This is a genomic window from Achromobacter sp. JD417, assembly GCF_041879325.1.
GTDB lineage: Bacteria > Pseudomonadota > Gammaproteobacteria > Burkholderiales > Burkholderiaceae_B > Achromobacter > Achromobacter mucicolens.
On record NZ_CP087159.1, the window covers coordinates 1203448 to 1229706 of the forward strand.

A 26259-nucleotide genomic window follows, 5' to 3' on the forward strand; every position below is an offset into this window, starting at 1 on the left:
CATGGCGGATCTGCTCCTGACGAACGTCCGCACGCCGCAAGGCGAGGGTGTGGACGTTCTGGTGCGCGGCGGCCGCATCCTGCAAATCGGCCCTGGCCTTGAGGCCGATCCCGCCGTGAACGTCGAAGAGGGCGGCGGCGCCTTGCTGCTGCCCGCCTTCGTCGAAGGCCACACCCATCTGGACAAGACGACCTGGGGTTCCGCCTGGTATGTGAACAAGGTCGGCCCGTCCCTGACCGATCGCATCGACAACGAACGCAACTGGCGTGCCGCCACCGGGCATGACGCCGCCAGCCATTCGCATGCGCTGGCGCTGGCATTCCTGCGCGCGGGCACGACCCGCATCCGCACGCACGTCGATATCGACACGGACGCCGGACTGAAGCACCTGGAAGGCGTGCATGCCACGCGGCAAGCGCTGGCCGGGCGCGTCGAGATACAAACGGTGGCGTTTCCGCAGTCGGGCCTCCTGGCGCGCGCCGGTACTGCCAACCTGCTGGACCAGGCGCTTGCCGATGGCGCCGACGTGCTGGGCGGACTGGACCCGTCCGCCATCGACCGTGATCCCGTGAAATCCCTGGATGTGCTGTTTGGCCTGGCCGACAAGCACGGCAAACCGGTGGATATCCATCTGCATGAGCCCGGCGAACTGGGCGCCTTTACGCTGGAGCTGATTCTGGACCGCGTCCAGGCGCTGGACATGAAAGGCAGGGTGGTCATCAGCCACGCCTTCTGCCTGGGCGCGCTCGACGCCCGCCGTCTGGAGGGCCTGCTGCGGCGGTTGGCGCTGCTGGACGTGGCCCTGCTGACCACCGCGCCGGCGTCTCGTCCGGTGCCCTCGCTGCGCGCCTGCCGCGAGGCGGCCGTGACGCTTTTTGGCGGCAATGACGGCATCCGGGACACCTGGACGCCCTACGGCAGCCCCGACATGCTGGAGCGCGCGGCGCTGATCGGGCTGCGCAACGATCTGCGCCGCGACGACGAGATCGAGTGGGCATTCGACTGCGTGACCCGCGCCGCCGCCCGCGCCTGCGGATTTGCGGACTACGGCCTGGCGCCCGGCGCGCGCGCCGATCTGGTGCTGGCCGATGCGGGCTGTATCGCCCAAGCCGTGGTGCAGCGTTCGCCGCGGCGCCTGGTGGTGTCCAGCGGCGTGGTCGTGGCGCGCAACGGCGAAGACGCCATCGCCTAGCGCGTGCGCTGGGCGGCCGTGGCGCCCAGGCCCAGCTGGGATTCGGCCAGTTCCGCGAAGGCCCGCATCAATTCCGATCGCACGCCTGACCGCAGCCAGATGGCGCCCACCGTCCGTACCGGACAGGGCTCGGGCAGCGGCCAGCGTTTGACGTGCGCCAGCGGCGCGCCCGTGCTGGCCCAGTCTGGCAGCAGCGCCACGCCCAGCCCCTCGGACACCAGCTTGGCAATCGATTCGATCCCATCCAGTTCAAAACGGACCCGGGGGCGCAGGCTGCGCGCCCGCAGGTAGTCGTCCGCCATCTTGCCGCCCACCACGCTGCGGTCATAGCAGATGTACGGTTCGCGGGCGATGACGGCCAGCGGGTCGTCGACCTTCATCTGCGCAGGCGTGACCAGCACCAGCGGTTCGCGGCGCAGGTCGCGCCACGCGCAGGTCTTGGGGATGGGAAACAGCGGATGCACCAGTAGCGCGCCGTCCAGTTCGCCCGACAGCACCTTGCTGTAGAGCAGCGTGGTCGGCGCCGGTTCGATATAGATCTCGATGCCCGGATGCCGCGCCACCCAGGTGCGCAGCACGGGCGGCATGATGCCGGTCAGGGCGGTGGGTGTGGCGCCCAGCCGCAAGGGCCCTGCAGGCAGATCCGTGTCCGACGCGGCCGAGCGCAGGTCGCGCACGTCGCGCAGGATGGCGCGCGCCCGCTCCAGGATGCGCACGCCGGCAGGCGTGGGTTTGACGGTGCGGCCCGAGCGCGCAATCAATGCGCTGCCCACGTCGGCTTCCAGCGCGCGCAGCCGTTGCTGCACCGTCGCTGGCGTCAGCCCCTGGTGGCGGGCGGCCTGGGCAATGGAACCCAGTTCCACCACATGCACATACGTCTGCAAAAAGCGTGAATCCACAGCGGCCTGTCTATCTGGAAGATGGTTTTTCCGTATTCTAAAGATGCGTGAAGATAATTGTTGTTTTCTTTGAGCAGGGGAAGAATACGTCCAGGCGATCAGGCAGCGCGCGGCGCGCCGATCGGTCCAGCCGATTTCACTGTCATCAAGGAGCTTGCCCGTGCCCATCATTGAATCCATAGACGTATGCGCCGCGGCGGTGCCTCTGGATAAAGTCACCTCGTTCTCCAACCGCACCGTGTCCACCCGCCACTATGGCCTGGTCAAGGTGCGCTCTACCGATGGCGTCGAAGGCATCGGCTTTTGCTACGTTGGCAGTGCCGGCGGCGCCATTTTCGAGGCCGCCGTCCAGAGCCTGTTGGGACCCGTGCTGCTGGGCAAGGATTCGCATGCGGTCGAAGGCCTGTGGCAGGCGATGTATCAGGAAGCTCTGTTGCAGGGCCGGCAGGGCACGGTGATGCGCGCATTGAGCGCGCTGGACATCGCGTTGTGGGACCTGAATGCCAAGACCGCGGGCCTGCCGCTGCACAAATTCCTGGGCGCGATGGAATTGGAATCGGTGCCGGCGTATGCCAGCGGCGGTTATTACCTGGATGGCAAGACCCCGCAGCACCTGGGCGAGGAGATGGCCAGCTATGTGGCCAAGGGCTTTGGCGCCGTCAAGATGAAGACCGGCCGCCTCTCGCCCCGCGAGGAAGAAGCGCGCCTGAAGGCCGCGCGCGAAGCCGTGGGGCCGGATGTCGAGTTGATGATGGACTGCAATAACGCCTGGCAGGACGTGACGCAGGCCATGCAGTACATCCGCCGTTTCGAGCAATACGAACCGTACTTCATCGAGGAGCCGTTCGGCCCGGACGACATCGACAGCCATGCCAAGCTGGCGCGGCTGACGCATCTGCCGATCGCCACGGCCGAAATCGGCTACGGCCGCTGGTATCACAAGGAACTGCTGGACAAGGGTGCGGCCGGCATCCTGCAGACGGACGCGGCGGTCTGCGGCGGCATCACCGAATGGAAGCGCATCGCGGCCACGGCGGCCAGCTACGGCGTGGTGGTGTGCCCGCACTGGTTCCACGACGTGCATGCGCCGCTGGTCGCGGCCACGCCCAACGCGCGCTATGTCGAATTCTTCTGGGACGACCAGGTGCTGAACTTCCGCAAGCTGGTCGACCGCCAACTGACCCACAAGCAGGGCCGCGTGATCCTGCATCAGGAGCCGGGGCTGGGATTCGGCTTTGACGAGCGCATGGTCGAACGCTTCGGCAAGTGGACGCGCGTCGGCCGCTAGGCCTTTCGCGAGGCCCCGCGCAAAACGTCACATGCAGTGCGCATGCGGCAGCGGCGCCGGTTCACGCAGGTGTCGTTCCGAAGGTCCGCATCCAGGCCGCGCCAGATGGCCGGATGCCACGGAGGCAGGCAGTGTCCACATAACCAGTTGCCGGCCTTTGGACCGGCGCGCGAGGAGACAACAATGCAACGTAGGCAATTCATGACCGGCGCCGCGGCGCTGGGAGCGGCGCTGGTGCTGCCCGCGGTAGCGCGGGCGCAGGAGATGCCGTCCGGTCCGGTGAAGATCGTGGTCGGATTTCCCGCGGGCGGCGGCACGGATGTACTGGCCCGTCTGCTGGGACAGAAGCTGGGCGTGCTGTGGAACATGCCCGTCATCATCGAGAACCGCGCGGGCGCGGCCGGCATCATCGCGGCCGAACAGGTCGCGCGCCAGCCGGGCGATGGCAACACGCTTTTGATGGCGCACGTGAACAGCCACGGCATCGCGCCGGGCCTGCAGCCCAAGCTTGCGTATTCGGTGGACAAGGACTTCACGCCGATCGCTCTGGTCGGCAAGACGCCCACCATCCTGATCGGGGGCGCCGGGCAACCGGCCAAGACGCTGCCCGACCTCGTCACGCTGTGCCGCGCGCAGCCGGGCAAGATCGTGTTCGGCTCAGCAGGCAGCGGATCGGCCCAGCACCTGGCCCTGGAAATCTTCAAGGCACGCGCCGGCATTGACGTGCTGCACGTGCCCTACAAGGGATCGGCGCCGCTGATGAACGATCTGCTGGGCGGCCACGTGCAGTATTGCTTCGAAGGCATGACGACGGCCACGCCGCTGATCCAGTCCGGCAAGGTCATCGCGCTGGCGCAGACGCTGCAAAAGCGCTCCAAGAGCCAGCCCAATGTGCCGACGGTCGCGGAGCAGGGCTACCCGGGCTTCGAGGCCAGCATCTGGTTCGGCATGGTCGGGCCGGGCGGCATGCCAGCCGCCATGGTCCAGCGCATGAGCCGCGACATCGACCAGGTGCTGGCGATGCCCGACGTGCAGGAAAAGCTGGCGCAGGTGGGTGCGGAAGACGGCGGCGGGGGCGTGCAGCGCTTTGCCGACTTCATGAAGAGCGAGCAGCAGAAGTACGCGAAGACGATCCAGGACGCGAAGATTGTGGCTGAGGGATAAAGCCAGATACGGGCGGTGTCTGACACCCAGGGCGCACATCCGGCATATGAAGATGTCCTCACTCGGGTGTCAGACACCGCGATTCCGATACGGGCGGTGTCTGACACCCAGGGCGCACATCCGGCATATGAAGATGTTCTCACTCGGGTGTCAGACACCACGTAACTCAGATGGCTGCCGCCTCCGGATCCACCCAGCCCGCCGTCGCCGAGATCGAGCGGGCTTTTTCGCTGAGCAGGCGTGCGGTGGCCGATTCCAGGTCGTCATCCACGGCGCCCACCGGCCCCATCAGCGTGATGGCCGCCTTCATTTCGCCCAGCATGTCGAAGATGGGCGCCGACAGCGACGTGAAGTGCGGCAGCAGCGCGTGGCGGCAACGGCTGATGTGGTGCTTGCGGACCTCGTCGCGAATGGCCTGCACGTCCGCCATCGTGTAGGCATTGCCGGCGGTGCCGCCGTGGCTTTCCGGCACGGACGAGGCCATCTCCTGTTCCAGTAGCTCGCGGGTCAGCGCATCCGGCAGGTGCGCCAGGAAATTGCGGCCCAGGGCGGATGACAGCAGCGGCATCACCGTGCCGACGCGTAATTCCAGCAGGGGCCGGCTGCGGCTGCCCTCGACGCGGTACACGATCGTGGGCCCCTTGTTGCCCCACACCCCCAGGAACACGGTATGGCCGGTGGCCGCGGCCACCTCGGCCATGATCGGGCGCGCCGTGGTGAACACGTCGAACTGCTCCAGGGCGGCCAGCCCCAGCCGAAGCGCGTATGGACCGAGCCCATAGTGGCCGGTGTCGGCGTGCTGCTGCACCACGCCCACCTTCTGGAAGCTCACCAGGTAGTAGTGGACGTTGGGAACGGTCAACGCACAGGCGTCCGCGATTTCCTTGAGCGGCATCGGGCGGCCGGTCTTGCGGATGACGTCCAGGATCCGGAATCCCACCTCGATCGACTGGATGCCCCTGCGCGCCGTGGCAGGCGCCTGTTCCGAATTCTTCTCAGCCTTACCGGCGGGCCTTGCCATTGCTGCCTCCACTGTGTGCGTGGCGGCAGTGTAGCAGCGGCCTTTTTTGCCCCTTGGACCGCCGCGCCGGGTTTCCCCTAGCTTTTGCCAGCGACGCCTTAGCTTTGATAATAGTTAATGCATACAGCAGTATCAATCTAAAACATCAGGGGAAAGCAAGCATGGAAGCGAATGTCGCAATGCCCAGGATCGACGCCGGGCCGACGCTGAGCCGCAAGGAAGAACGCCAGGTCGTGGTGGCCTCCACACTGGGAACGTTGTTCGAGTGGTACGACTTTTTCATCTACGGGACGCTGGCCGTCTTCATGAGCCAGGTCCTGTTCCCGCAGGACAACCCGACTGTCGCGCTGCTGGCCGCCCTGGGCGCGCTGGCCGTGGGCTTCATCATCCGGCCGCTGGGCGCGGTGATGTTCGGCTACTTGGGCGACAAGCTGGGCCGCAAGTACACCTTCCTGATCACCGTCGTCATGATGGGCGGCGCGACTGTGCTGATCGGCTGCCTGCCCACCTACGAATCGGCGGGCCACCTGTCCTGGATCCTGCTGCTGACGCTGCGGGTCGTGCAGGGCCTGGCCGTGGGCGGGGAATACGGCGGCGCGGTGATCTACGTTGCGGAACACTGCGAGCCGCGGCGCCGGGGCCTCTTGACCGGCTGGATCCAGATCACCTCGTCGGCGGGGCTGATCCTGTCGCTGGTCGTGATCCTGTGCGTCCAGGCCTCGATGAGCGCCGAGGACTTCCGCCAGTGGGGATGGCGCCTGCCGTTCATCCTGTCGATCGTGATGCTGGCCATCTCGATCTACGTCCGCGCCAAGCTGCACGAATCGCCGGTCTTCACGCGCATGAAGCAGCAGAACCGCCTGTCCAAGAACCCGGTCAAGGAAACGTTCGGCCAATGGCCCAGCCTGCGGCTCGTGCTGCTGGCGCTGATCGGCGTCACGGCGGGGCAGGGCGCCACGTACTTCACCGGCCAGTTCTACGTCATGATCTTCCTGCAGCAGGCCGTGCAGCTTGATCAGACCACCGTCTACAGGCTGATCCTGATCGGCTTCATCATCGGCGCACCGACCTTCGTGCTGTTCGGCTGGCTGTCGGACAAGGTGGGCCGCAAGTGGATCATGATGGCGGGCCTGTTCATCGGCGCGGTGGGCTACCACGCCATGTTCGACGTCCTGCTCAATGCCGGCAATCCGGCGCTGGCGCAGGCGATGCAGACGACGCCCGTCCGCGTGCATGCCGACACCACCGGCGGCGCCTGCGATTTCGGGCTGCAGGCCGCCATGATCGGCAGCCACGCCGACCACAAGAAGGTATGCGTGCAGGCCAAGAAATTCCTGGTCGGCAAGGGCATCAACTTCGAATACGCCGCGCCGATTCCGGGACAGGAGATCGCGATGAGCGTGGGCGGCGCCACCGTCAACGGCTTTGACCGCTCGGCGTACGCCAAGGCGCTGACCGCGGCCGGCTATCCGGAAAAGGCCGATCCGGCGCGGATCGACCGCGCCACCATCATCCTGATCCTGGTGCTCATGACCGCCGTCGTTGCCATGGTCTATGGTCCGGTCGCGTCCTATCTGGTGGAATTGTTCCCCGCGCGCATCCGGTATACGGCGCTGTCCTTTCCGTATCACATCGGCGCCGGCATATTTGGCGGTATCGTGCCCTTTACCGCCACCTACCTGGCGCAGGCCAGCGGCAATATCTTCGGCGGCCTGATGTATCCGGTGACGGTGATGGTGATCGTGGGCGTGATCGGCAGCTTGCTGCTGCCCAACACGCGCGCCCAGGCCATCGACGAAGACCCGGTCCACTAACAACAACGCGACAAGGAAGCGAGCAGAGACATGTCCGTGCAAACCACCTTCAAGGCCGCCGTCATCCAGGCGGCGTCCATTCCCACCGACAGCGTGGCCTGCGCCCAGAAGGCGGCCGGGCTCATCCGGCAGGCAGCCGAGCAGGGCGCCCGCGTGCAGGTGTTTCCCGAGGCCTTCCTGGGCGGATATCCCAAGGGCAACTCCTTCGGCGCGCCCATCGGCATGCGCAAACCCGAGGGCCGCGACGCGTTCGCCCAATACCATCGGCAGGCCATCCGCCTGGACGGCGAAGAGGTCGCGCTGGTGGCGCAGGCCGCGGCCGATACCGACAGCTTCGTGGTCATGGGCTGCATCGAGGCCGACGGCGGCACGCTGTATTGCACCGTGCTGTACTTCAATGGCCAGGCCGGCCTGGCGGGCAAGCACCGCAAGCTGATGCCCACCGCGGGCGAGCGGCTGATCTGGGGCTTTGGCGACGGGTCCACCCTACCCGTCATCGACACGCCCTACGGCAAGATCGGCGCGGTGATCTGCTGGGAGAACTACATGCCCATGCTGCGCATGTACATGTATAGCCAGGGCGTGTCGCTGTACTGCGCACCCACCGCGGACGACCGCGACACCTGGGTGCCCAGCATGCGCCACATTGCGCTGGAAGGCCGCTGCTATGTGCTGACGGCGTGCCAGCACCTGCGCCGCAGCGCGTACCCCGAAGACTTCGAATGCGCCCTGGGCGATGCGCCGGACACGGTGCTGATGCGCGGCGGCAGCGCCATCATCGGCCCGCTCGGCGAGGTGCTGGCCGGCCCGGATTTCTCGGAAGAGACCATCCTGTACGCCGACATCGAGCCGAACCAGATCCTGCGCGGCAAATACGACTTCGACGTGTCCGGACACTACGCCCGCCCCGACGTCTTCCAGCTGCAGGTGGACACCCGCGAGAAGCGCGCGGTGTCGGCGACCGGCCCCGCCGCGCCGCAGGAGGCTTGATCGATGGAGTTCGATTTCAGCGCCTTGCCGGCGCAGACGGTCTACAACATCCTCACCTCGACCGTCACGCCGCGTCCGATCGCCTGGGTCACCACCGTGTCGGGCAAAGGCGTGGTCAACGCGGCGCCCTTCAGTTTCTTCAACGTGATGGGGCATCAGCCGCCGACGGTCGCGATCGGCCTGATGCGCCATCCCGATGGCGATTTCAAGGACACGGGCGCCAACATCATCGAGAACGGCGAGTTCGTGGTGAACCTGGTGCCGGAGTCGCTGGTCCGCGAAATGAACCAGACCTGCGCCGATTACCCGGCCGACGTGGACGAGATGGCCGCGGCCGGCCTGACGGCGCTCGCGTCCACGCATGTCCGGCCGCCCCGTATCCAGGGCAGCCCGGTGGCGCTGGAATGCGTCAGCCAGGCAACGGTCGTGACCGGCCCGCGCCAGATCGTCGTCATCGGCCGCGTCCTGGGCGCGCACGTCGAGGACGCCTATGTGCGCGACGCCGAGCGCGGCCACGTGGACACGCCGGCGCTCGGGCTGATTGCCCGCATGCATGGCGGCGGCTGGTACGCCCGCAGCACGGACACCTTCCAGCTTGCGCGGCCGACGACGCCGGATTGATCTGACCACGGCCTTCGGGCCGTTTTTTTTGCGCAAAAGTAATACATCCAGCCGGACGCCAACAGCACACCGAATCACAACACCACGCCAGCGCGCAGCGCATACCGCGACGACGCCCCTCTGCCCGAATGCCGATTGCCGCCGCCCGCGCGGCAGCAATTCGGCGGCCCCGCAGATCTCCTGCCCTGTCCACAGGTCTTGTAGCGCGCAAACCAAAGACCCTCTCAGCACGGCGTCGCGGTCACCGTGGGTGCGAGCGCCGTCGATGCGCCCGAGGGAATCTGAAGGGAGCCGAAGGCGGACGAAGATGACGAAGGGGGAGTCCGGAGCGAAGGCTCCGGACCGCAATCGTGGGCGATCGTGCCCACGGTGGCCGCGGCGGCGGGCGACCTACGAAGCCTGCGGCAAAACGCGTCTGGTCCCCACCCGTGCGTTGCGGCCGGAAAGCGGCTTTTTTACAACGCCGCCGGCGATTTGGCGCAATGCGTCGAGGTTGCGTCAATAACGCCTTCATTTCCCCCGATGGCCCCCAAATCCGGACTGCTAGCATCCGTTCGACCGTCGCGAGAACCCTCGACAACTCGACCTCTCCGCCGGCAATTCTCAGACACAACGGACACCATTATTGGGGGCGGATAACCAGGGGCTTGCGAGCATCTGGCCTGTTTTGGAGGCGGCGCAATTCCGCCGCCGAGGCATCCGCCCGAGCCCGCATTCACACTTGCCCTGGAAGCCGCCGGAGGCAGTATGAAAAACATGAAGCTTGGAACCCGCCTGGCGGGTGGTTTCGCCATCTTGCTGGCCATGATCATGGTCATGTGCGTCGTCGGGCTGGTCAGCCTGGCCAACATCAACGATTCGGTCGACACGCTGACGCAACGTTCACTGACCAAGGAGCGGCTGATCAACGACTGGGCGCGCAACATCCAGACCGGGGTCACCCGGACCACCGCGATCGCAAAGAGCGCCGACGCCAGCCTGGCGGGCTTCTTCACCGAGGAAGCGGCGGCCTCGACCCGCAACTCGTCGGCCTTGCAGCAGAAGATCGAGCCGCTGATCGAGACCGACGAGGAAAAGGCGCTGTGGCAGGGAATCGGCAAGGCGCGGGCGGACTACCTGCGCACCCGCGACGGCATCTTCAAGGCCAAGCAGGAAGGCAACGTCGAGGCCGCCAACAAGATCTTCACGCAGGAGTTCCTGCCCGCGACGCGTCAGTTCATCGACAACATCAATCGCCTGTCCGCGCTGCAACGCGCCGACATCGATGCGCGGGCCGCGGAGATCGAAGCGTCCTACGGCAACGCGAATCTGTGGATGATCGTGATCGGCTCCATCGCGGTGGTGTGCGGTCTGTTGATGTCCGTGCTGCTCACGCGCAGCATCACCCGTCCGCTGTCCGACGCCGTGCGCGTGGCGCGCACCGTCGCCGCCAACGACCTCACCAGCACGATCGTCGTGCGATCCCGTGACGAGATCGGCCAGTTGATGATGGCGCTGGAATCCATGAACGCCAACCTGGCCGCCACGGTCGCTCGCATCCGGACCGGTGTGGACAGCATCGCGTCCGCGTCCGGCGAAATCGCGGCAGGCAATACCGATCTGTCTTCCCGCACCGAGCAGCAGGCCGCTTCGCTGGAAGAAACGGCCGCGTCGATGGAACAGCTGTCCTCCACGGTCAAGCAGAACGCCGATAGCGCCAAGCAGGCCAACCAGCTTGCCGCGGCGGCGTCGGAAACTGCCTCGCGCGGCGGCGCCACCGTGTCCGAAGTGGTCAGCACCATGAGCGCGATCTCCGCCAGCTCGGTGAAGATCTCGGACATTGTGTCGGTGATCGACGGCATTGCATTCCAGACCAACATCCTGGCCTTGAACGCCGCCGTGGAGGCCGCGCGGGCTGGCGAGCAGGGCAAGGGCTTCGCGGTCGTGGCCGCCGAGGTGCGGACGCTGGCGCAGCGCAGCGCCCAGGCCGCCAAGGAGATCAAGGTGCTGATCGAAGACACCGTGCAGAAGATCGGCCAGGGCTCGGGCAGCGCCGAACGCGCCGGGGCGACCATGCAGGAGATCGTCAGTTCCGTGCAACGCGTGACCGACATCATGGGCGAAATCGCCGCAGCCTCGGCCGAACAGGCCGACGGCATCGAGCAGGTCAACCGCGCTGTGGCGCAGATGGACGAGGTGACCCAGCAGAACGCCGCGCTGGTCGAAGAGGCGGCCGCGGCGGCGGGATCGATGCAGGATCAGTCGGCGGATTTGACGCGGGCGGTGAGCGCGTTCAGGTTGCCGGGAGGCGCAGAGCGGGTGTTGGCGGTTGAGGCGGTATCGTCCGTCCACGCTGGCGAAACGCCGGCGCCTCGGCGGCTGGCTGCTTATTGATCAGCCCACACCGATAAGCCCACACCGATAATCCCGCACCAAAGACAGCACAAAGAAAAAAGCCCCTGATTTCTCAGGGGCTTCATTCTTTAATACTTGGCGGAGAGGGTGGGATTCGAACCCACGGTACGGGGATACCGTACGCCTGATTTCGAGTCAGGTACATTCGACCACTCTGCCACCTCTCCGTGGCTGGGTTCCGCAGCGGTGAAGTTTCGGTTTAACAAGACTTCACTAAAGATCCCTGGTCGGAAGGATCTTCGTTGTCGGAGCAGCGAAGCCCGCAATTCTACAGGATTTTTTTCTTTTGTGTAAAGGGGCGGATAAAAGGAAGGGTAAAAGGACCACAACGGGTTTCATCCGGCTTTCAGCCGGGGCAATCTTTGGCCAGAATTCTTCCCATTCCGCCCTCTGGCCATCCCATGGACCTCATCCTCATCCTGCTGCTCGCCGCGGTGCTGTGCGTGCCCGTCACACAAATGCTGGGTCTGGGCGCCATTCCCGGCTATCTGATCGCAGGCATCCTGGTCGGCCCATCGTGCTTCAAGCTGGTCACCAATGTGGACACGATGATTGGCGTCTCGCAGTGGGGCGTCGTGATGATGCTGTTCATCATCGGGCTGGAGCTGTCGCCCAAGCGCCTGTGGGCGATGCGCAACGAAGTCTTTGTCCTGGGTTCGCTGCAGATGCTGGTGTGCGGCCTGCTGCTGGGTGTGGTGTTCGGCGCGGCCCTGCGGCATCTGGCCGGCATGGAATGGCAGGCAGCTGTGCTTTGCGGCCTGTCGCTGGCGCTGTCGTCCACGGCGGTGGCGTTGCGCCTGCTCGACGAGCGCCAGTTGACCCGCACACCGTTGGGGCGCTCGGCGCTGGGGGTGCTGCTGTTTCAGGACATGGCCGCAATTCCGATGCTGGTGGCTGCCGGCCTCCTGGGTTCGGATGGCACGTCGGCCCCGTCCTTCAAGGAAGCCCTGGTCGCCGTGGCGGTGGTGGCGCTGGCCTACCGGCTGCGCCTTCTGGGGTGGGCGGCCAAGGCGGAATTGAACGAACTGTTTACCGCCGCCGCGCTGCTGATGGTGGTGGGCGCCGCCCAGTTATTCGACTATGCGGGCCTGTCGGCCGGCCTGGGCGGATTCCTGGTGGGCGTGCTGATGGCCGAATCGCGCTACCGGCACGAACTCGAAAAGGCGATCGACCCGTTCAAGGGATTGCTGCTGGGCCTGTTCTTCGTGGCCATCGGCATGTCCATCAACTTGAAGGTGGTGGCCCATCACTGGATGTTCATCTGCGCCGGCGTGCTGGCCCTGCTGGCGGTCAAGGCCGTCATCCTTTATGGCTTTGCCCGCTTTCTGGGGTTGCCCCGGTACCACCGCCTGCTGTTTGCGCTGGTGCTGGCCCAGGGCGGCGAGTTCAGCTTCGCCATCTTCAACGAGGCCTGGGACAACCATCTGGTCAACCTGGAGCAGCGCGACGTGTTGTCGGTGATCGTCGCCGTGTCGATGGGCGTGGTGCCGGTGCTGATCAAGGTGCTGGAGCGCGTGCCCGAAAAGTACGGCGGCATGGCCGGCCTGCCGGTGGCGGACGCCGCGCCGCCCGCCGACGCCGCGTCATCGTCCCCAGCGGACAAGCCGCCCGCCGCTTGACCCTGCGGCGGGTGAGGGCATGGCATGATGGGCGCCTTGCCGGGCAGCTACACTTGTAGCCCTGTTCGTTTGCCCCCTTTTCGTTTTCCTCACTTATGCGCCCGCTCACAGGAGAAAGCTCATGCTCAAAGGAAAAGTAGCGCTTGTCACCGGTTCCACCAGCGGTATCGGCCTGGGTATTGCCACGGCCTTCGCCCAGCAGGGTGCGGACATCGTGCTGAACGGTTTCGGCGACGCGGCCGACATTGAAAAGCTGCGTTCGGAACTGGCCAGCAAGCATGGCGTGAAGGTCATCTACGACGGCGCAGACCTGTCCAAGGGAGCGGCCGTGCGCGAGCTGGTCGAGAACACCGTTCGCCAGTTGGGCCGCATCGACATCCTGGTCAATAACGCCGGCATCCAGCACACGGCGCTGATCGAAGATTTCCCCGCCGAAAAGTGGGATGCCATCCTGGCGCTGAACCTGTCCGCCGTCTTCCACGGCACCGCCGCCGCCTTGCCGCACATGAAGAAGCAAGGCTCTGGCCGCATCATCAATATCGCGTCGGCGCACGGTCTGGTGGCCTCGGCCAGCAAGTCGGCCTATGTCGCGGCCAAGCACGGCGTGGTGGGATTCACCAAGGTCACGGCGCTGGAAACGGCCGGGCAGGGCATCACCGCCAACGCCATCTGCCCGGGCTGGGTGCGCACCCCGCTCGTCGAAAAGCAGATCACCGCGCTGGCCGAAAAGAATGGCGTGGACCAGGAAGCCGCTGCGCGCGAACTGCTCAGCGAAAAGCAGCCGTCCCTGCAATTCGTGACGCCGGAACAACTGGGCGGCACCGCCGTGTTCCTGGCCTCGGATGCCGCCGCGCAAATCACCGGCACGACCGTCTCCGTCGATGGCGGCTGGACGGCGCGCTAAATCAAGGAAATCCTGAATGCTGTTGTTGCTTTCCCCCGCCAAGAAGCTGGACTACGACTCGCCGCTGCACATCGAGACGCACACCCAGCCGATGTTCGTGGATCAGGCCGCGGGCCTGATCAAGGTTCTTAAGACCAAGACCGCCGAGGACATCTCGGCACTCATGAGCCTGAGCCCGGCCCTGTCCGAGCTGAACGTCCAGCGCTACGCGCACTGGAAGCGCAGCTTCACGCAGGCCAACTCGCGCCAGGCCGTGCTGGCCTTCAATGGCGACGTCTACGAAGGTCTGGACGCCGCCACCCTGTCGGCCAAGCAGCTCGACTGGGCTCAGGAGCACGTCGCCATCCTGAGCGGTCTGTACGGCGTGCTGCGCCCGCTCGACCTGATGCAGCCCTACCGGCTGGAAATGGGCACGCGGCTGGAGACCCCCAAGGGCAAGAACCTGTATGAATACTGGGGCAGCACCATCTCGGACTACCTGAACGAGCGCCAGGCCGGCCAGAAGTCGCCGGTCATCATCAACCTGGCCTCCGAGGAGTATTTCAAGTCGGTGGACCAGAAGGTGTTGAAGGCGCGGGTGGTGCAATGCGTGTTCCAGGACTGGAAGAACGGCGCCTGGAAGATCATCAGCTTCCACGCCAAACGCGCACGCGGGCTGATGGCGCGTTACGCCATCCAGCACAAGGTCGCCAAGCCGGAAGGGCTGCAGGGTTTTGATCTGGAAGGTTACGCGTACGACGCGTCGGCCTCGTCGGCGGACAAGCTGGTGTTTCGCCGCAAGCTGGATTGACGGAGTCGCCGGGCGGGGGATGGTGTCAGACACCCCGGAAGCGGTGCGGTCGCTTGAAGGCTGTCTCGTTGGGGTGTCAGACACCTGGTTGCTGGGGTGTCAGACACCTGGTCGGGACTTCGCCTTTTCACAAAAATGCCGGCCTGGCATCTGCGCCAGGCCGGCATTTTTTTCGCCCGCGGAACCGGCGAACGCCGGCTTACGAGGCCGCCGCCGCCACCGGCGGCGCATGCAGCGGGTCGGCCAGCGCCAGCAGTTCCTGGCGGATCATGTGAGTGGCCTTGAGCATCTGCTTCACGGGATAGACCAGCGCGGCCTGATCCCCGGCGGTGTCGAACTGCGTGGGCAGGTCCAGCGGCACGCGCGGGCTGTTTTCGTCCAGCAGGACGGTCATGCCGTCCAGGGCCTGCCTGATGGGCTCGGGCGTGGCGGGCAGCGCCGCCAGGATGGGAATCGCGGCGGTGATCTGCGAGGCCAGCACGTGGTTCTGGATTAGCAGGTTGTTCAGTTCCGGCACGTCCACCTGATGCGACTTGGGTTCGCTCATCATCCGGTAGAACGCCTCGGCGAAATTGCTGAAGGCGATGTGAACGTTCTTGCGCGCCAATCGCCAGGCCAGGTCGGCGTCGGTGACGGCCGGCGTCTCGGCGGCGGCTTCGCCCACCGGCGCGCCGTGCGCCTGCATGGCTTCGACGTAGCGCAGGCCGGCCAGCAGATACTCGCGGTTGGCGCGGGTCGCGGCCGAGGCCAGCGGCTTCAGGTAACGCGCCTCCCACCACGGCAGGATGTAGCTGCAGACCAGCGCGAGCGCGCAGCCCAGCAGTGTGTCGATGGCGCGTTCGCCGATCACCGACATGGACACGGTGCCTGGCGACACGAAGTGGAACACCAGCACCACGAACAAGGTGTTGAAGATCGCGCTGGCCATGTAATTCAGCTGCACCAGGCTGTTGCCCATGATGCACGCGCCCAGCAGCACGGCGAACAGGATGCTGGGCTCGTCGGTCACGTTAAAGAGCAGCAGCGCGGCGATGCAGCCGATCAGGGTGCCCATCAGGCGCCAGCCATTGCGCTGGCGCGTCAGCGCGAAGCCCGGCTTCATGATGATCACGATGGTCAGCATGATCCAGTAATTGTGCGCCGAGAACTCGGGCGACAGCCAGCGGCTGGCCAGCGTCATCGCGATGGCCGCGGCGGCCGTCACGCGCAGCGCGTAGCGGAAATGCGGAGAATCCAGTCGCAGGTTGCTCGTCAACAGGCCGAACCGGAATTCCTGGCGCGAAATGAACCGCGTCAGCGACTTGTTGATGCGCAGCACATCGGTCGGCTTGGCGTCGGGCGAGGCCGCGGTGTGGTCGGCCAGCCGGTCCACGATGCGCGCCGAATTGCGCAGGCGCCGCAGCACCTGGACGATGAGCGCCAGCATCTCCGGATCGCGCTCGCCCAACCCCTGCTGCTTCAACTGTTCGATCTCGTATTCGATGGCGCGCAGTTCGGCCTTGGCGCTGCTGCGGTACTGCACCTTGCGCCCGCGCGAGACGTCCAGCGCGATGCGGTTCAGCTCCAGCGACATCTTCACCAGCGCGTCGCGCATGAAGATCAGGCAGTCGTTGCCGGCCAGCGTGCGGCGCAGCGCGGCGTAGTCGGTATGCGTGGCGACCAGCGTGTCCAGCAGCTGCAGCATGTCCACGAACATGTTCCAGATCATCACGCGCTGGCGGTCGCCCAATCCCTTGCCGCGGGGCAGGGCGCGCAACACCATGTCGCGCGCGGACTGGTGCTTCTCGGTCATGACCGATTGGCGCTGGATCAGGTTGCGGTAGGCCTCGTCCAGATCGGACGTTTCGTCGTAGAAGTTGGCGCGCGCGGCCACGTAGTCGGCGGTGGCAAACAGCGCCACCGACATGGCCTGCTGCTCTTCGCGCAGCCAGAACAGGCGAGAAAACCCCAAACTGAACACCACATAGAACAGCGCGCCGCCCAGCGTGGCGGCGGCATGGGACAGGACTTCATGCGGCGCCAGCGGCGAATGCATGGTCAGCGTCATCAGCAAGAGGCCCGCAAAGCCAATCAGGCCGCCGCGCTTGCCGAACACGGTGAACATGGAATAGACGAAGCACTGCGCGATGACCACCAGCCAGATCAGCACCGGATGCGTGGACGCCAGCCCCGTGATGATGACGGTGATCGTGCCCAGCGCGGCGCCGCCCAGCATTTCGTTGGTGCGGTGCCGCTGCGGACCGCCCGGCTGGTCGATGATGGCCAGGCACTGGGCGCCGAAGGTCGCCACCAGGCCGGTCGTGTAATTGCCGAAGATGCCGCCCAGCACCAGTACGGGCAACAGCATGCCAACCCCCTGGCGCACCCCTCCGAAGAAGTAGTGGCTATAGAGAAAGCGGCGGATGCTGGCGATGCGTAAATCCATGGGCGGCGGCTCGGTTCTGGACGACGCAACAAGTATAGAGAGGCCATCGCGGGTTTTGGGGCCGGATAGTTACCGAACCCTCCTTGCAACGGTCGGCAAAAGCCGATTTGCCACCTTTGACGCAACGCGGTAAATTGCCACACTTGCTTCGGTCTGCCTATCCGAAACCGGAGCGTTGATGCGAACGGCCAGGGTCACATCCCAGCCGTCCTGCAGCAAGTCACACCTGCCGTTGGCCGCGCCACAAGCGTGTGTTGCCAAGGCTTCCATTTCGACCTCCAGCGTCCCCAAGGGGCGTTTGCACTGCGTTCTGTCGAGCGTGTGCCGGGTCGGCAAGGTGTCCGGGTGGCGTGGCTCCGTGAGCCGCTAAGCGCCGGATCATGTTGTCGTAACCGGTATGGGTTCAGTTGCCGCCGTATCCGGGCGCGCAGCAGTCAGGGTTGCAGGGCCGGTACTGAAAGGAACTACAACATGGAAATGAATGGCGCCGACATCGTCGTGCGCTGCCTGGCCGATGAAGGCGTGGAACACGTTTTCGGCTACCCTGGCGGCGCGGTGCTCTATATCTACGACGCAATCTTCAAGCAAGACAAATTCCAGCATATCCTGGTTCGTCACGAGCAAGCTGCCGTACACGCGGCCGATGCCTATTCGCGCTCGTCGCAAAAGGTCGGCGTCTGCATCGTGACCAGCGGTCCGGGCGTGACCAATGCCGTTACCGGCATTGCCACCGCCTACATGGACTCCATCCCGATGGTCATCATCAGCGGGCAGGTGCCCACTGCGGCCATTGGCGAAGACGCCTTCCAGGAATGCGACACCGTCGGCATCACGCGTCCCTGCGTCAAGCACAACTTCCTGGTGCGTGACGTCAAGGACCTGGCCGAAACCATGCGCCGCGCGTTCTACATTGCGCGCACGGGCCGTCCGGGCCCGGTGCTGGTGGATATCCCCAAGGACATCACCGTCGCGCAGTGCAAGTACGTGCCGCCTAAGGGCGAGATCTCGATGCGTTCCTACGCGCCCGTCAATAAGGGCCATCAGGGACAGATCAAGAAGGCCGTGCAGATGCTGCTGGCCGCCGAACGCCCCATGATTTACACGGGCGGCGGCGTCATCCTCTCGAACGCCGCGCCCGAGCTCAACAAGCTCGTGACGCAGCTGGGCGCGCCCTGCACCAGCACCCTCATGGGTCTGGGCGGCTTCCCGGCCAGCAGCGGCCAGTTCGTGGGCATGCCCGGCATGCACGGCACGTACGAGGCCAACATGGCCATGCAGCACTGCGACGTGCTGCTTGCCATCGGCGCCCGTTTCGATGACCGCGTGATCGGCAATCCCAAGCACTTCGCGCAGAACGCCCGCAAGATCATCCATATCGACATCGATCCCTCGTCGATCTCCAAGCGCGTGCGCGTGGATGTCCCGATCGTGGGCAACGTCAAGGACGTCCTGGCCGATCTCAGCGCGCAGTTCGAGATCGCCGCCGCCGAGCACAAGCCGGCCTCGCTCGCCAAGTGGTGGGACCAGGTCGAGACGTGGCGCGGCAAGGAATGCCTGAAGTTCGCCAACTCGACCGAAGTCATCAAGCCGCAGTACGTGGTGGAAAAGCTCTGGGAAGTGACGGGCGGCGACGCTTTCGTCACCTCGGACGTCGGCCAGCACCAGATGTGGGCCGCGCAGTACTACAAGTTCGACAAGCCGCGCCGCTGGATCAACTCCGGCGGCCTGGGCACCATGGGTGTGGGCCTGCCGTACGCCATGGGCGTGCAGATGGCCAATCCGGGCAAGGACGTTGCCGTCATCACCGGCGAAGCCTCGATCCAGATGAACATCCAGGAACTGTCGACCTGCCACCAGTACCGCCTGACGCCCAAGATCGTCTGCCTGAACAACCGTTTCCTGGGCATGGTGCGCCAGTGGCAGCAGATCGACTACGGCTCGCGCTATTCCGAGTCGTACATGGATTCGCTGCCCGATTTCGTCAAGGTTGCCGAGGCCTATGGCCACGTGGGCCTGCGCATCGAGCGCCCGGCCGACGTCGAACCGGCGCTGCGCGAGGCGTTCGGCAAGCACAAGGAGCGCCTGGTCTTCCTGGACTTCATCACCGACCGCACCGAAAACGTGTGGCCGATGGTCAAGGCCGGCCGTGGGCTGACCGAAATGCTGCTCGGCTCTGAAGACCTGTAAGGAGGCCCCGCAATGAAGCACGTGATTTCCGTCCTCCTCGAAAACGAACCCGGCGCGCTGTCGCGCGTGGTGGGCCTGTTTTCCGCGCGGGGCTACAACATCGAAACCCTGACCGTGGCGCCCACCGAGGATTCCACGCTGTCGCGCATGACCATCGTCACGACCGGTTCGGACGAGGTCATCGAACAGATCACCAAGCATTTGAACCGCCTGGTCGATGTCGTGAAGGTGGTGGACCTGACCGAAGGCGCCCACATCGAGCGCGAGCTGATGCTCGTGAAGGTGCGCGCCGTCGGCAAGGAACGCGAGGAAATGAAGCGCATGGCGGACATCTTCCGCGGCCGCATCATCGACGTCACCGACAAGTCCTACACCATCGAACTGACCGGGGTGCAGGAAAAAGTACAGGCCTTCCTCGAGGCCCTGGACCGCAGTGCCATCCTTGAAACCGTGCGCACCGGCGTGTCCGGCATCGGACGCGGTGAACGGATTTTGAAGATTTGACCGGCCTTCCAGGCCTGCCTCACCCTACATCTGAATCAAACGAATATCCAAATACTGGAATCTGGAGCACAACATGAAAGTTTTCTACGACAAAGACTGCGATCTGTCCCTCATCAAAGGCAAGACCGTCGCCATCATCGGTTACGGCTCGCAAGGCCACGCGCACGCGCTGAACCTGCATGAGTCGGGCGTGAAGGTCATCGTCGGCCTGCGCAAGGGCGGCGCCTCGTGGAACAAGGCCGCCAACGCCGGCCTGGAAGTCAAGGAAGTCGCCGACGCCGTCAAGTCGGCTGACATCGTCATGATGCTGCTGCCCGACGAGAACATCGCTTCGGTCTACAACAACGAAGTCCACGCCAACATCAAGGCGGGCGCCGCCCTGGCGTTTGCTCACGGTTTCAACGTGCACTACGGCCAGGTCGTGCCGCGCGAAGACATTGACGTCATCATGATCGCCCCGAAGGCCCCCGGCCACACGGTGCGCAACACGTACAAGCAAGGTGGCGGCGTGCCCCACCTGGTGGCCGTGTACCAGGACAAGTCGGGCGCCGCGCGTGACGTGGCCCTGTCGTACGCCAGCGCCAACGGCGGCGGCCGTGCCGGCATCATCGAAACCAACTTCCGCGAAGAAACCGAAACCGACCTGTTCGGCGAACAGGCCGTGCTGTGCGGCGGTACCGTCGAACTGATCAAGGCCGGTTTCGACACGCTGGTGGAAGCCGGCTACGCGCCCGAAATGGCCTACTTCGAGTGCCTGCACGAGCTCAAGCTGATCGTCGACCTGATCTACGAAGGCGGCATCGCCAACATGAACTACTCGATTTCGAACAACGCCGAATTCGGCGAATACGAAACGGGTCCGAAGATCGTCACGGACGAAACCCGCAAGGCCATGCGCCAGTGCCTGACGGACATCCAGACCGGCGAATACGCCAAGAAGTTCATCCTGGAAAACGCCGCCGGCGCCCCGACGCTGACCTCGCGCCGCCGCATCAATGCGGAATCGCAGATCGAGCAAGTGGGCGGCAAGCTGCGCGCCATGATGCCCTGGATCGCCGCCAACAAGCTGGTGGACAAGTCCAAGAACTGATCCCCGTGCAGGCGGGGCTTTCAGGCCCCGCCGGTCAGGATCGAAGCGGCATGCCTCGCAAGGGCATGCCGCTTTTTTTGGCCTTTTCCTGCTTATTTACGGCCCCTGGCGCCAATTGGGCCGGGCACGATCCTTGCTGTAGCCCGCAAGCAGGGCCAGATAGGTTAACCTTTCAAAGTTCGTCGTAAGTTATTGAGACCATGCCCAATTTTTCCATGCGCGATTCCGAGAACCGCCACCGGAGCATTTACCTGCTCCCCAACGCGTTCACCACCGCCGCTTTGTTTGCCGGGTTCTATGCCGTTGTGCAGGCCATGAACGACCGCTTCGAAGTCGCCGCCATCGCCATTTTTGTCGCCATGGTGCTGGACGGCATGGACGGCCGGGTGGCCCGCCTGACCAACACCCAGTCCGCATTCGGCGAGCAATACGATTCGCTGTCCGACATGACGTCCTTCGGCGTGGCGCCGGCGCTGGTCATGTACGAATGGATCCTGAACGACCTTGGCCGCTGGGGCTGGCTGGCGGCCTTCGTGTATGTGTCGGGGGCGGCGCTGCGGCTGGCGCGCTTCAACACCAACATCGCCGTGGTCGACAAACGCTACTTCCAAGGCCTGCCCAGCCCGGCCGCGGCCGCGCTGGTGGCCGGTTTCGTGTGGCTGGCCGTGGACAACAAGCTGCCCATCCATGACAGCCTGATGGCCTGGGTGGCGTTCACGCTGACCATGTACGCGGGCATCACCATGGTGTCGAACGCGCCGTTCTTCAGCGGCAAGAGCTTCGCCCTGGGCCGCAGCGTGCCGTTCTGGGGCATCCTGCTCGTCGTCGCGGTGTTCGTGTTCGTGTCCAGCGATCCTCCGGTGGTGCTGTTCGGGCTGTTCGTGCTGTACGGCCTGTCGGGCTGGGTCACGTGGGTCTGGCGCTGGAACAAGGTGCGCCGCCTGCAGCAGGAGCGCCGGGGCCATTCCACCTGAGGGCATTCAAAAAGAAACCCGCCGATTCAAAACCGGCGGGTTTTTTGCATTCTGGCGGGCCTTCAGGTCCGGGGCGCAGACAGCCCGGGCAGGCCATCTACCACCAGTTGAACCGGTCGTCGTCGTACATGGGGTCCGGCCCGGGATGAAAGTGCGTCACCTTGCTGCCGTCGCGGCTCATGTAGACATACATCAGCGAATTCCACACGCCGTTTTCCTTGTAGCGGTACGACCAGACGACTTCGCGCTTTTCGCCCAGCCCGGCCTGATCGATGCGCGCGGGCGGTCCGAATTCGCAGCGCACGCGATCCGGCCCCCAATCTCCCGTCTCCAGCACCTTGAAATGCGCGTCGGTCAGAAGCGGCATTACCCGGTCTATCCGTTCATCGGGACCGACGTTGGCGCCCCACGCATACTGGCCCATCGGCTGCTGCGTCCAGATCACGCGCCGGCCGCCGTTGGCCTGGGGACATTCGAAGTTGGGCGCGCCAAATTGCGCCTGGACTTGCGACAGCGGGGTGCCGGGCGGCACCTCGGTCATGTTGGCGCAGGCGGCCAGACCGGCCAGCGCGATCGATGCGGCGGCCAAGCGGACCATTCGGTATGGGCTGATCATGTCCTTCTCCTGTGGGGTGGGCGTTGCCGCCTCGACCGGCCATTGGCCGGGTCCAGTCTCCTTGCTGGGGTAATTCTAGCGAATCAGCTATAATCGCCGAGCTTTATCAAATGTATTGATTCTGCAAGATCCTTTGCGCCAGCCGCTGGTGGCTTGTCGCAGTACCCGCAAAGCGGCGTCACGCCTTATTTGCCGGTCCTGCCCGATCCCGCCAATGGCAGCAGTGAGAAAGCGAATTCAAGCCTGGCTCGCGCAAATTTTTTCCAAACCACGTCAGGGCGCCTCGGCCCTGTCGCATGTCCGAAGAGGTCATCAATGTCTGTAGCTGACATCAAGAAATCCGATATCGTTGCGCAATTCCAACGCGCTCAGGGCGATACCGGCTCCCCCGAAGTTCAGGTGGCTCTGCTCACCGCCCGTATCAACGAGCTGACCGGTCACTTCAAAGAACACATGAAGGATCATCACTCGCGCCGCGGTCTGCTGCGTATGGTCAGCCGTCGCCGCAAGCTGCTCGACTATCTCAAGGGCCGCAATCCCGATTCGTACCGCGCACTGATCGAAAAACTCGGTCTGCGCAAGTGATCGACGGGGCTGGCTCCCCATGACGCAACCGTGGTCGGTGCGACGCATGTCGCAGCGGCCACGGTTTTTCATTTGTAAGGAATAATCGTCATGTTCAACAAAGTGACTAAATCGTTCCAGTACGGCCAGCATACGGTCGTCCTGGAAACTGGCGAGATCGCTCGCCAGGCCTCCGGCGCCGTTGTGGTGTCGATCGAGGACACCGTCGTCCTGGCCACCGTCGTGGCTGCCAAGAAGGCCAAGCCGGGTCAGACGTTCTTCCCGCTGACCGTCGACTACATCGAAAAGACCTACGCCGCCGGCCGTATCCCGGGCGGGTTCTTCAAGCGCGAAGGCAAGCCCTCCGAAAAGGAAACGCTGACGTCGCGCCTGATCGACCGTCCGCTGCGTCCGCTGTTCCCCGAAGACTTCTACAACGAAGTCCAGGTGGTTCTGCACACGCTATCGGTCAATCCTGAAATCGATCCCGACATCGCCGCCATGATCGGCGCCTCGGCCGCGCTGGCCATCTCGGGCATCCCGTTCAATGGCCCGATCGGCGCCGCGCGCGTGGGTTACATCGATGGTCAATACACCATCAACCCGACCGCATCGGAACTGAAGTCCTCCAAGCTGAACCTGGTTGTCGCCGGTACGGAAAACGCCGTGCTGATGGTCGAATCGGAAGCTGATCAGCTGTCCGAAGAAGTCATGTTGGGCGGCGTGGTCTATGGCCACCAGCAAATGCAGACCGTCATCAACGCCATTCACGACCTCGTGAAGGACGCCGGCAAGCCCGATTGGGATTGGCAAGCTCCCGCCAAGGACGAGGCCCTGATCGCCGCGGTCACCGCCGCCGCCCAGGAAGGCCTGAACGCCGCCTACCAGATCCGCGAAAAGCAGGCCCGCACGGCCAAGCTGCGTGAAGTGTCGGCCGAAGTGTCGGCCAAGCTGGCCGCCGCCGCCGCCGAAAAGGGCGAATCGGCTCCGGACGCCGTCACGGTCGACAACATCATGTTCTCGCTGGAATCGGCCATCGTCCGCGGCCAGATCCTGAACGGCGAACCGCGTATCGACGGCCGCGACACCCGCACCGTGCGTCCGATCAGCGTGCGTCTGGGCGTGCTGCCCCGCGCGCACGGCAGCGCGCTGTTCACCCGTGGCGAAACCCAGGCGCTGGTCGTGGCCACGCTGGGCACCAAGCAAGACGAACAGATCATCGACGCGCTCATGGGCGAGTACCGTGACCGCTTCATGATGCACTACAACATGCCTCCGTTCGCCACCGGCGAAACCGGCCGCATCGGTGTGCCCAAGCGCCGCGAAATCGGCCACGGCCGTCTGGCCAAGCGCTCGCTGGTGCCGCTGCTGCCGGCTCCGGAAGACTTCCAGTACACGATCCGCCTCGTGTCGGAAATCACCGAATCCAACGGCTCCTCGTCGATGGCTTCGGTCTGCGGCGGCTCGCTCGCCATGATGGACGCCGGCGTGCCCATCAAGGATCACGTGGCCGGCGTGGCCATGGGCCTGATCCTGGACGGCGGCAAGTTCGCCGTGCTGACGGACATCCTGGGCGACGAAGATCACCTGGGCGACATGGACTTCAAGGTTGCGGGCACCGAAAACGGCGTCACCGCACTGCAGATGGACATCAAGATCCAGGGCATCACCAAGGAAATCATGCAGGTTGCGCTGGACCAGGCCCGTGAAGGCCGTCTGCACATCCTCGGCAAGATGAAGGAAGCCCTGGACGGTTCGCGCGGCGAGCTGTCGGCTTTCGCGCCGCGCATGCTGACCATCAAGATCAACCCCGAGAAGATCCGCGACGTGATCGGCAAGGGCGGCGCCACCATCCGCGCGCTGACCGAAGAAACCGGCACGCAGATCGACATCTCCGACGACGGCACGATCGTGATCGCCAGCGTCGACGAAGCGCAGGCCAAGGAAGCCCAGCGCCGCATCGTCGAGCTGACCGCCGACGTCGAAGTGGGCCAGATCTACGAAGGCTCGGTCCTGCGTCTGCTGGACTTCGGCGCCATCGTGCAAGTGCTGCCGGGCCGCGACGGCCTGCTGCACATCTCGGAAATCGCCAACTACCGCATCGCGAACATCAACGATGTGCTGAAGGTCGGCCAGCAAGTCCGCGTCAAGGTCATCGAGGCCGACGACAAGGGCCGCCTGCGCCTGTCCATCAAGGCGATCGGCGGCATCGAGCAGCAGCAAGCCGCTGCCGCACCCGAAGCCGCTCCCCAATCGGAACCGCAAGCTGAATAAGCCTGCAGCCTCCTGATTGAAAGACGGCGCCGCAGGCGCCGTTTTTTTTTGCCTGCGCCGTGGCAGCCATGCGGGGCGGCCCGCGGCTCCCCAGTTCGCCCGCCTTCCTGTAAAGTCTTGCGCGAGAGACGCGCCGCCCCGATGCGGCGCGCTTCTCGCTTGATCTAAGGGGGCAGACGGATGAGCAAGGCATGACGGCGTGGCCGATAACCGCAGTCACCACGGCGCTGCTGGCTGCGCTGTTGACGGGCTGCATGACTCCCCCCGGGCCGGGTCAGCGCGGCCCCAAGGGCGAGGACATGACGGCGGACCAGTTCGCGCAGACGGACTTCAACCGCACCGTCACGCTGGAGGTGCGAGACAACCTGACCAGCTTGTACTCGCTGCTCGACAAGCTGTATCGTCGCAATCCCCGAGAGTGGCGCAAGACCGGCGTGCCGGACCTGGCCACGGCGGTCAACCGAGTCAAGCATTCCATCGAAGTGCGCGTGCCTCCTGGCGACCTGGCCGGCTTGCGCGACATCCAGATCCTGGCGGTTGCGCTGGATCCCAACTATCCGGGCGACCGGGTCGGCGCCTTCATCTACGGCCTGGCCGACACCATCATCGCCGCGCACAACGGCAAGACGCGCCTGTACGCCACCGACGCCCTGGATGGTCAGCGGGTCTACAATGCCGCTCGGAACGTCGAGGCCGCGGCCTGGCTGCTGGCCACGCGCCGCAACAACCAGGGCGAACTGCTGCTGCTAGCCAATGAGATTTCCCCGAACGCCACGAATCTCAGCTTCGAGCGCGAGTTCGGCGCCATCATTGGCCGGCTGGACCTGATCGCCAACCTGCTCGGCGAAAACTCCCGGCGCATCGGCATCAACTACGCCCAGGGCCTGTTGCTCTTCAACTTCCTGCCTGTGCGTTAACAGGATTTCCAT

21 protein-coding genes and 1 tRNA gene are annotated in these 26259 nt (G+C 64.8%); 17 read left to right on the top strand and 5 right to left on the bottom strand.

Features of this window, described 5'->3' with window-relative positions; translation table 11 throughout:
• Position 1: 1 nt before the first annotated feature.
• Entirely contained in the window at positions 2–1192 is a 1191-nt protein-coding gene (locus tag LN047_RS05545; RefSeq protein WP_373981286.1) for an amidohydrolase family protein, read from the top strand.
• On the opposite strand, the gene LN047_RS05550 is transcribed toward LN047_RS05545, so the two are convergent.
• Positions 1189–2091, bottom strand: a complete 903-nt coding sequence (locus LN047_RS05550; protein ID WP_373981287.1) for a LysR family transcriptional regulator — start codon at positions 2089–2091, stop codon at positions 1189–1191. The two genes, LN047_RS05545 and LN047_RS05550, sit on opposite strands and share 4 nt — an antisense overlap.
• A 160-nt stretch (positions 2092–2251) precedes the next feature.
• Between LN047_RS05550 and LN047_RS05555 the strand changes: the two genes are divergently transcribed.
• Together LN047_RS05555 and LN047_RS05560 are read left to right on the top strand one after the other, a co-directional pair.
• The gene (locus LN047_RS05555) at positions 2252–3379 is read left to right on the top strand and encodes a mandelate racemase/muconate lactonizing enzyme family protein (RefSeq protein WP_062840413.1); all 1128 of its coding nucleotides are present in this window, start codon (positions 2252–2254) and stop codon (positions 3377–3379) included.
• Positions 3380–3562: 183 nt separating this feature from the next.
• Positions 3563–4543: a Bug family tripartite tricarboxylate transporter substrate binding protein gene (locus LN047_RS05560; protein ID WP_373981288.1), complete on the top strand. Its 981-nt coding sequence runs from the start codon at positions 3563–3565 to the stop codon at positions 4541–4543.
• Positions 4544–4709: 166 nt separating this feature from the next.
• Here LN047_RS05560 and LN047_RS05565 read toward each other — a convergent pair whose 3' ends face one another.
• Entirely contained in the window at positions 4710–5564 is an 855-nt protein-coding gene (locus LN047_RS05565) for an IclR family transcriptional regulator (protein WP_062840415.1), read from the bottom strand.
• A 161-nt stretch (positions 5565–5725) separates the two neighbouring features.
• Between LN047_RS05565 and LN047_RS05570 the strand changes: the two genes are divergently transcribed.
• From LN047_RS05570 to LN047_RS05585, 4 genes are all read left to right on the top strand, one after another.
• Positions 5726–7378: an MFS transporter gene (locus LN047_RS05570; RefSeq protein ID WP_373981289.1), complete on the top strand. Its 1653-nt coding sequence runs from the start codon at positions 5726–5728 to the stop codon at positions 7376–7378.
• A gap of 30 nt (positions 7379–7408) precedes the next feature.
• Positions 7409–8368 carry a carbon-nitrogen hydrolase family protein gene (locus LN047_RS05575; protein ID WP_373981290.1) on the top strand — a complete coding sequence of 320 codons (960 nt, stop codon included), beginning with the start codon at positions 7409–7411 and terminating at the stop codon, positions 8366–8368.
• Positions 8369–8371: 3 nt separating this feature from the next.
• Positions 8372–8989 carry a flavin reductase family protein gene (locus LN047_RS05580; protein ID WP_056321417.1) on the top strand — a complete coding sequence of 206 codons (618 nt, stop codon included), beginning with the start codon at positions 8372–8374 and terminating at the stop codon, positions 8987–8989.
• 756 nt (positions 8990–9745) lie between these two features.
• Positions 9746–11362 (top strand): methyl-accepting chemotaxis protein, encoded by a 1617-nt coding sequence (locus tag LN047_RS05585; RefSeq protein ID WP_279990705.1) that lies wholly within the window; start codon positions 9746–9748, stop codon positions 11360–11362.
• 97 nt (positions 11363–11459) lie between these two features.
• Here the strand turns inward: LN047_RS05585 and LN047_RS05590 are convergent.
• Positions 11460–11550, bottom strand: a tRNA-Ser gene (locus LN047_RS05590).
• Between the two features lie 234 nt (positions 11551–11784).
• Here LN047_RS05590 and LN047_RS05595 point away from each other — a divergent pair.
• The 3 genes from LN047_RS05595 to yaaA all read left to right on the top strand — a co-directional run bounded on the left by LN047_RS05595 (position 11785) and on the right by yaaA (position 14696).
• Positions 11785–13002: a cation:proton antiporter gene (locus LN047_RS05595; RefSeq protein WP_373981291.1), complete on the top strand. Its 1218-nt coding sequence runs from the start codon at positions 11785–11787 to the stop codon at positions 13000–13002.
• A 121-nt stretch (positions 13003–13123) separates the two neighbouring features.
• Positions 13124–13906 carry a 3-hydroxybutyrate dehydrogenase gene (locus LN047_RS05600; RefSeq protein ID WP_062840421.1) on the top strand — a complete coding sequence of 261 codons (783 nt, stop codon included), beginning with the start codon at positions 13124–13126 and terminating at the stop codon, positions 13904–13906.
• Between the two features lie 16 nt (positions 13907–13922).
• Positions 13923–14696, top strand: a complete 774-nt coding sequence (gene yaaA, locus LN047_RS05605) for a peroxide stress protein YaaA (RefSeq protein ID WP_226848329.1) — start codon at positions 13923–13925, stop codon at positions 14694–14696.
• Positions 14697–14895: 199 nt separating this feature from the next.
• On the opposite strand, the gene LN047_RS05610 is transcribed toward yaaA, so the two are convergent.
• Positions 14896–17121, bottom strand: a complete 2226-nt coding sequence (locus LN047_RS05610) for an FUSC family membrane protein (protein WP_373981292.1) — start codon at positions 17119–17121, stop codon at positions 14896–14898.
• Between the two features lie 417 nt (positions 17122–17538).
• On the opposite strand from LN047_RS05610, the gene LN047_RS05615 reads away from it, so the two are divergent.
• The 4 genes from LN047_RS05615 to pssA all read left to right on the top strand — a co-directional run bounded on the left by LN047_RS05615 (position 17539) and on the right by pssA (position 21876).
• Positions 17539–19308: an acetolactate synthase 3 catalytic subunit gene (locus LN047_RS05615; protein WP_223576600.1), complete on the top strand. Its 1770-nt coding sequence runs from the start codon at positions 17539–17541 to the stop codon at positions 19306–19308.
• Between the two features lie 12 nt (positions 19309–19320).
• Entirely contained in the window at positions 19321–19812 is a 492-nt protein-coding gene (gene ilvN, locus LN047_RS05620) for an acetolactate synthase small subunit (protein WP_006223608.1), read from the top strand.
• A 73-nt stretch (positions 19813–19885) separates the two neighbouring features.
• Entirely contained in the window at positions 19886–20902 is a 1017-nt protein-coding gene (gene ilvC, locus LN047_RS05625) for a ketol-acid reductoisomerase (RefSeq protein WP_062840423.1), read from the top strand.
• Between the two features lie 200 nt (positions 20903–21102).
• Positions 21103–21876 (top strand): CDP-diacylglycerol--serine O-phosphatidyltransferase, encoded by a 774-nt coding sequence (pssA, locus tag LN047_RS05630; protein ID WP_280002228.1) that lies wholly within the window; start codon positions 21103–21105, stop codon positions 21874–21876.
• A 97-nt stretch (positions 21877–21973) separates the two neighbouring features.
• Here pssA and LN047_RS05635 read toward each other — a convergent pair whose 3' ends face one another.
• The gene (locus LN047_RS05635; RefSeq protein ID WP_280002230.1) at positions 21974–22492 is read right to left on the bottom strand and encodes a hypothetical protein; all 519 of its coding nucleotides are present in this window, start codon (positions 22490–22492) and stop codon (positions 21974–21976) included.
• A gap of 315 nt (positions 22493–22807) precedes the next feature.
• Between LN047_RS05635 and rpsO the strand changes: the two genes are divergently transcribed.
• The 3 genes from rpsO to LN047_RS05650 all read left to right on the top strand — a co-directional run bounded on the left by rpsO (position 22808) and on the right by LN047_RS05650 (position 26247).
• Positions 22808–23077 (top strand): 30S ribosomal protein S15, encoded by a 270-nt coding sequence (gene rpsO, locus LN047_RS05640; RefSeq protein ID WP_006223612.1) that lies wholly within the window; start codon positions 22808–22810, stop codon positions 23075–23077.
• 90 nt (positions 23078–23167) lie between these two features.
• Complete coding sequence (gene pnp / locus LN047_RS05645; RefSeq protein WP_175156796.1) at positions 23168–25330, top strand: polyribonucleotide nucleotidyltransferase; 2163 nt, start codon at positions 23168–23170, stop codon at positions 25328–25330.
• 191 nt (positions 25331–25521) lie between these two features.
• Positions 25522–26247 carry a hypothetical protein gene (locus LN047_RS05650; protein ID WP_056321446.1) on the top strand — a complete coding sequence of 242 codons (726 nt, stop codon included), beginning with the start codon at positions 25522–25524 and terminating at the stop codon, positions 26245–26247.
• Positions 26248–26259 lie beyond the last annotated feature (12 nt).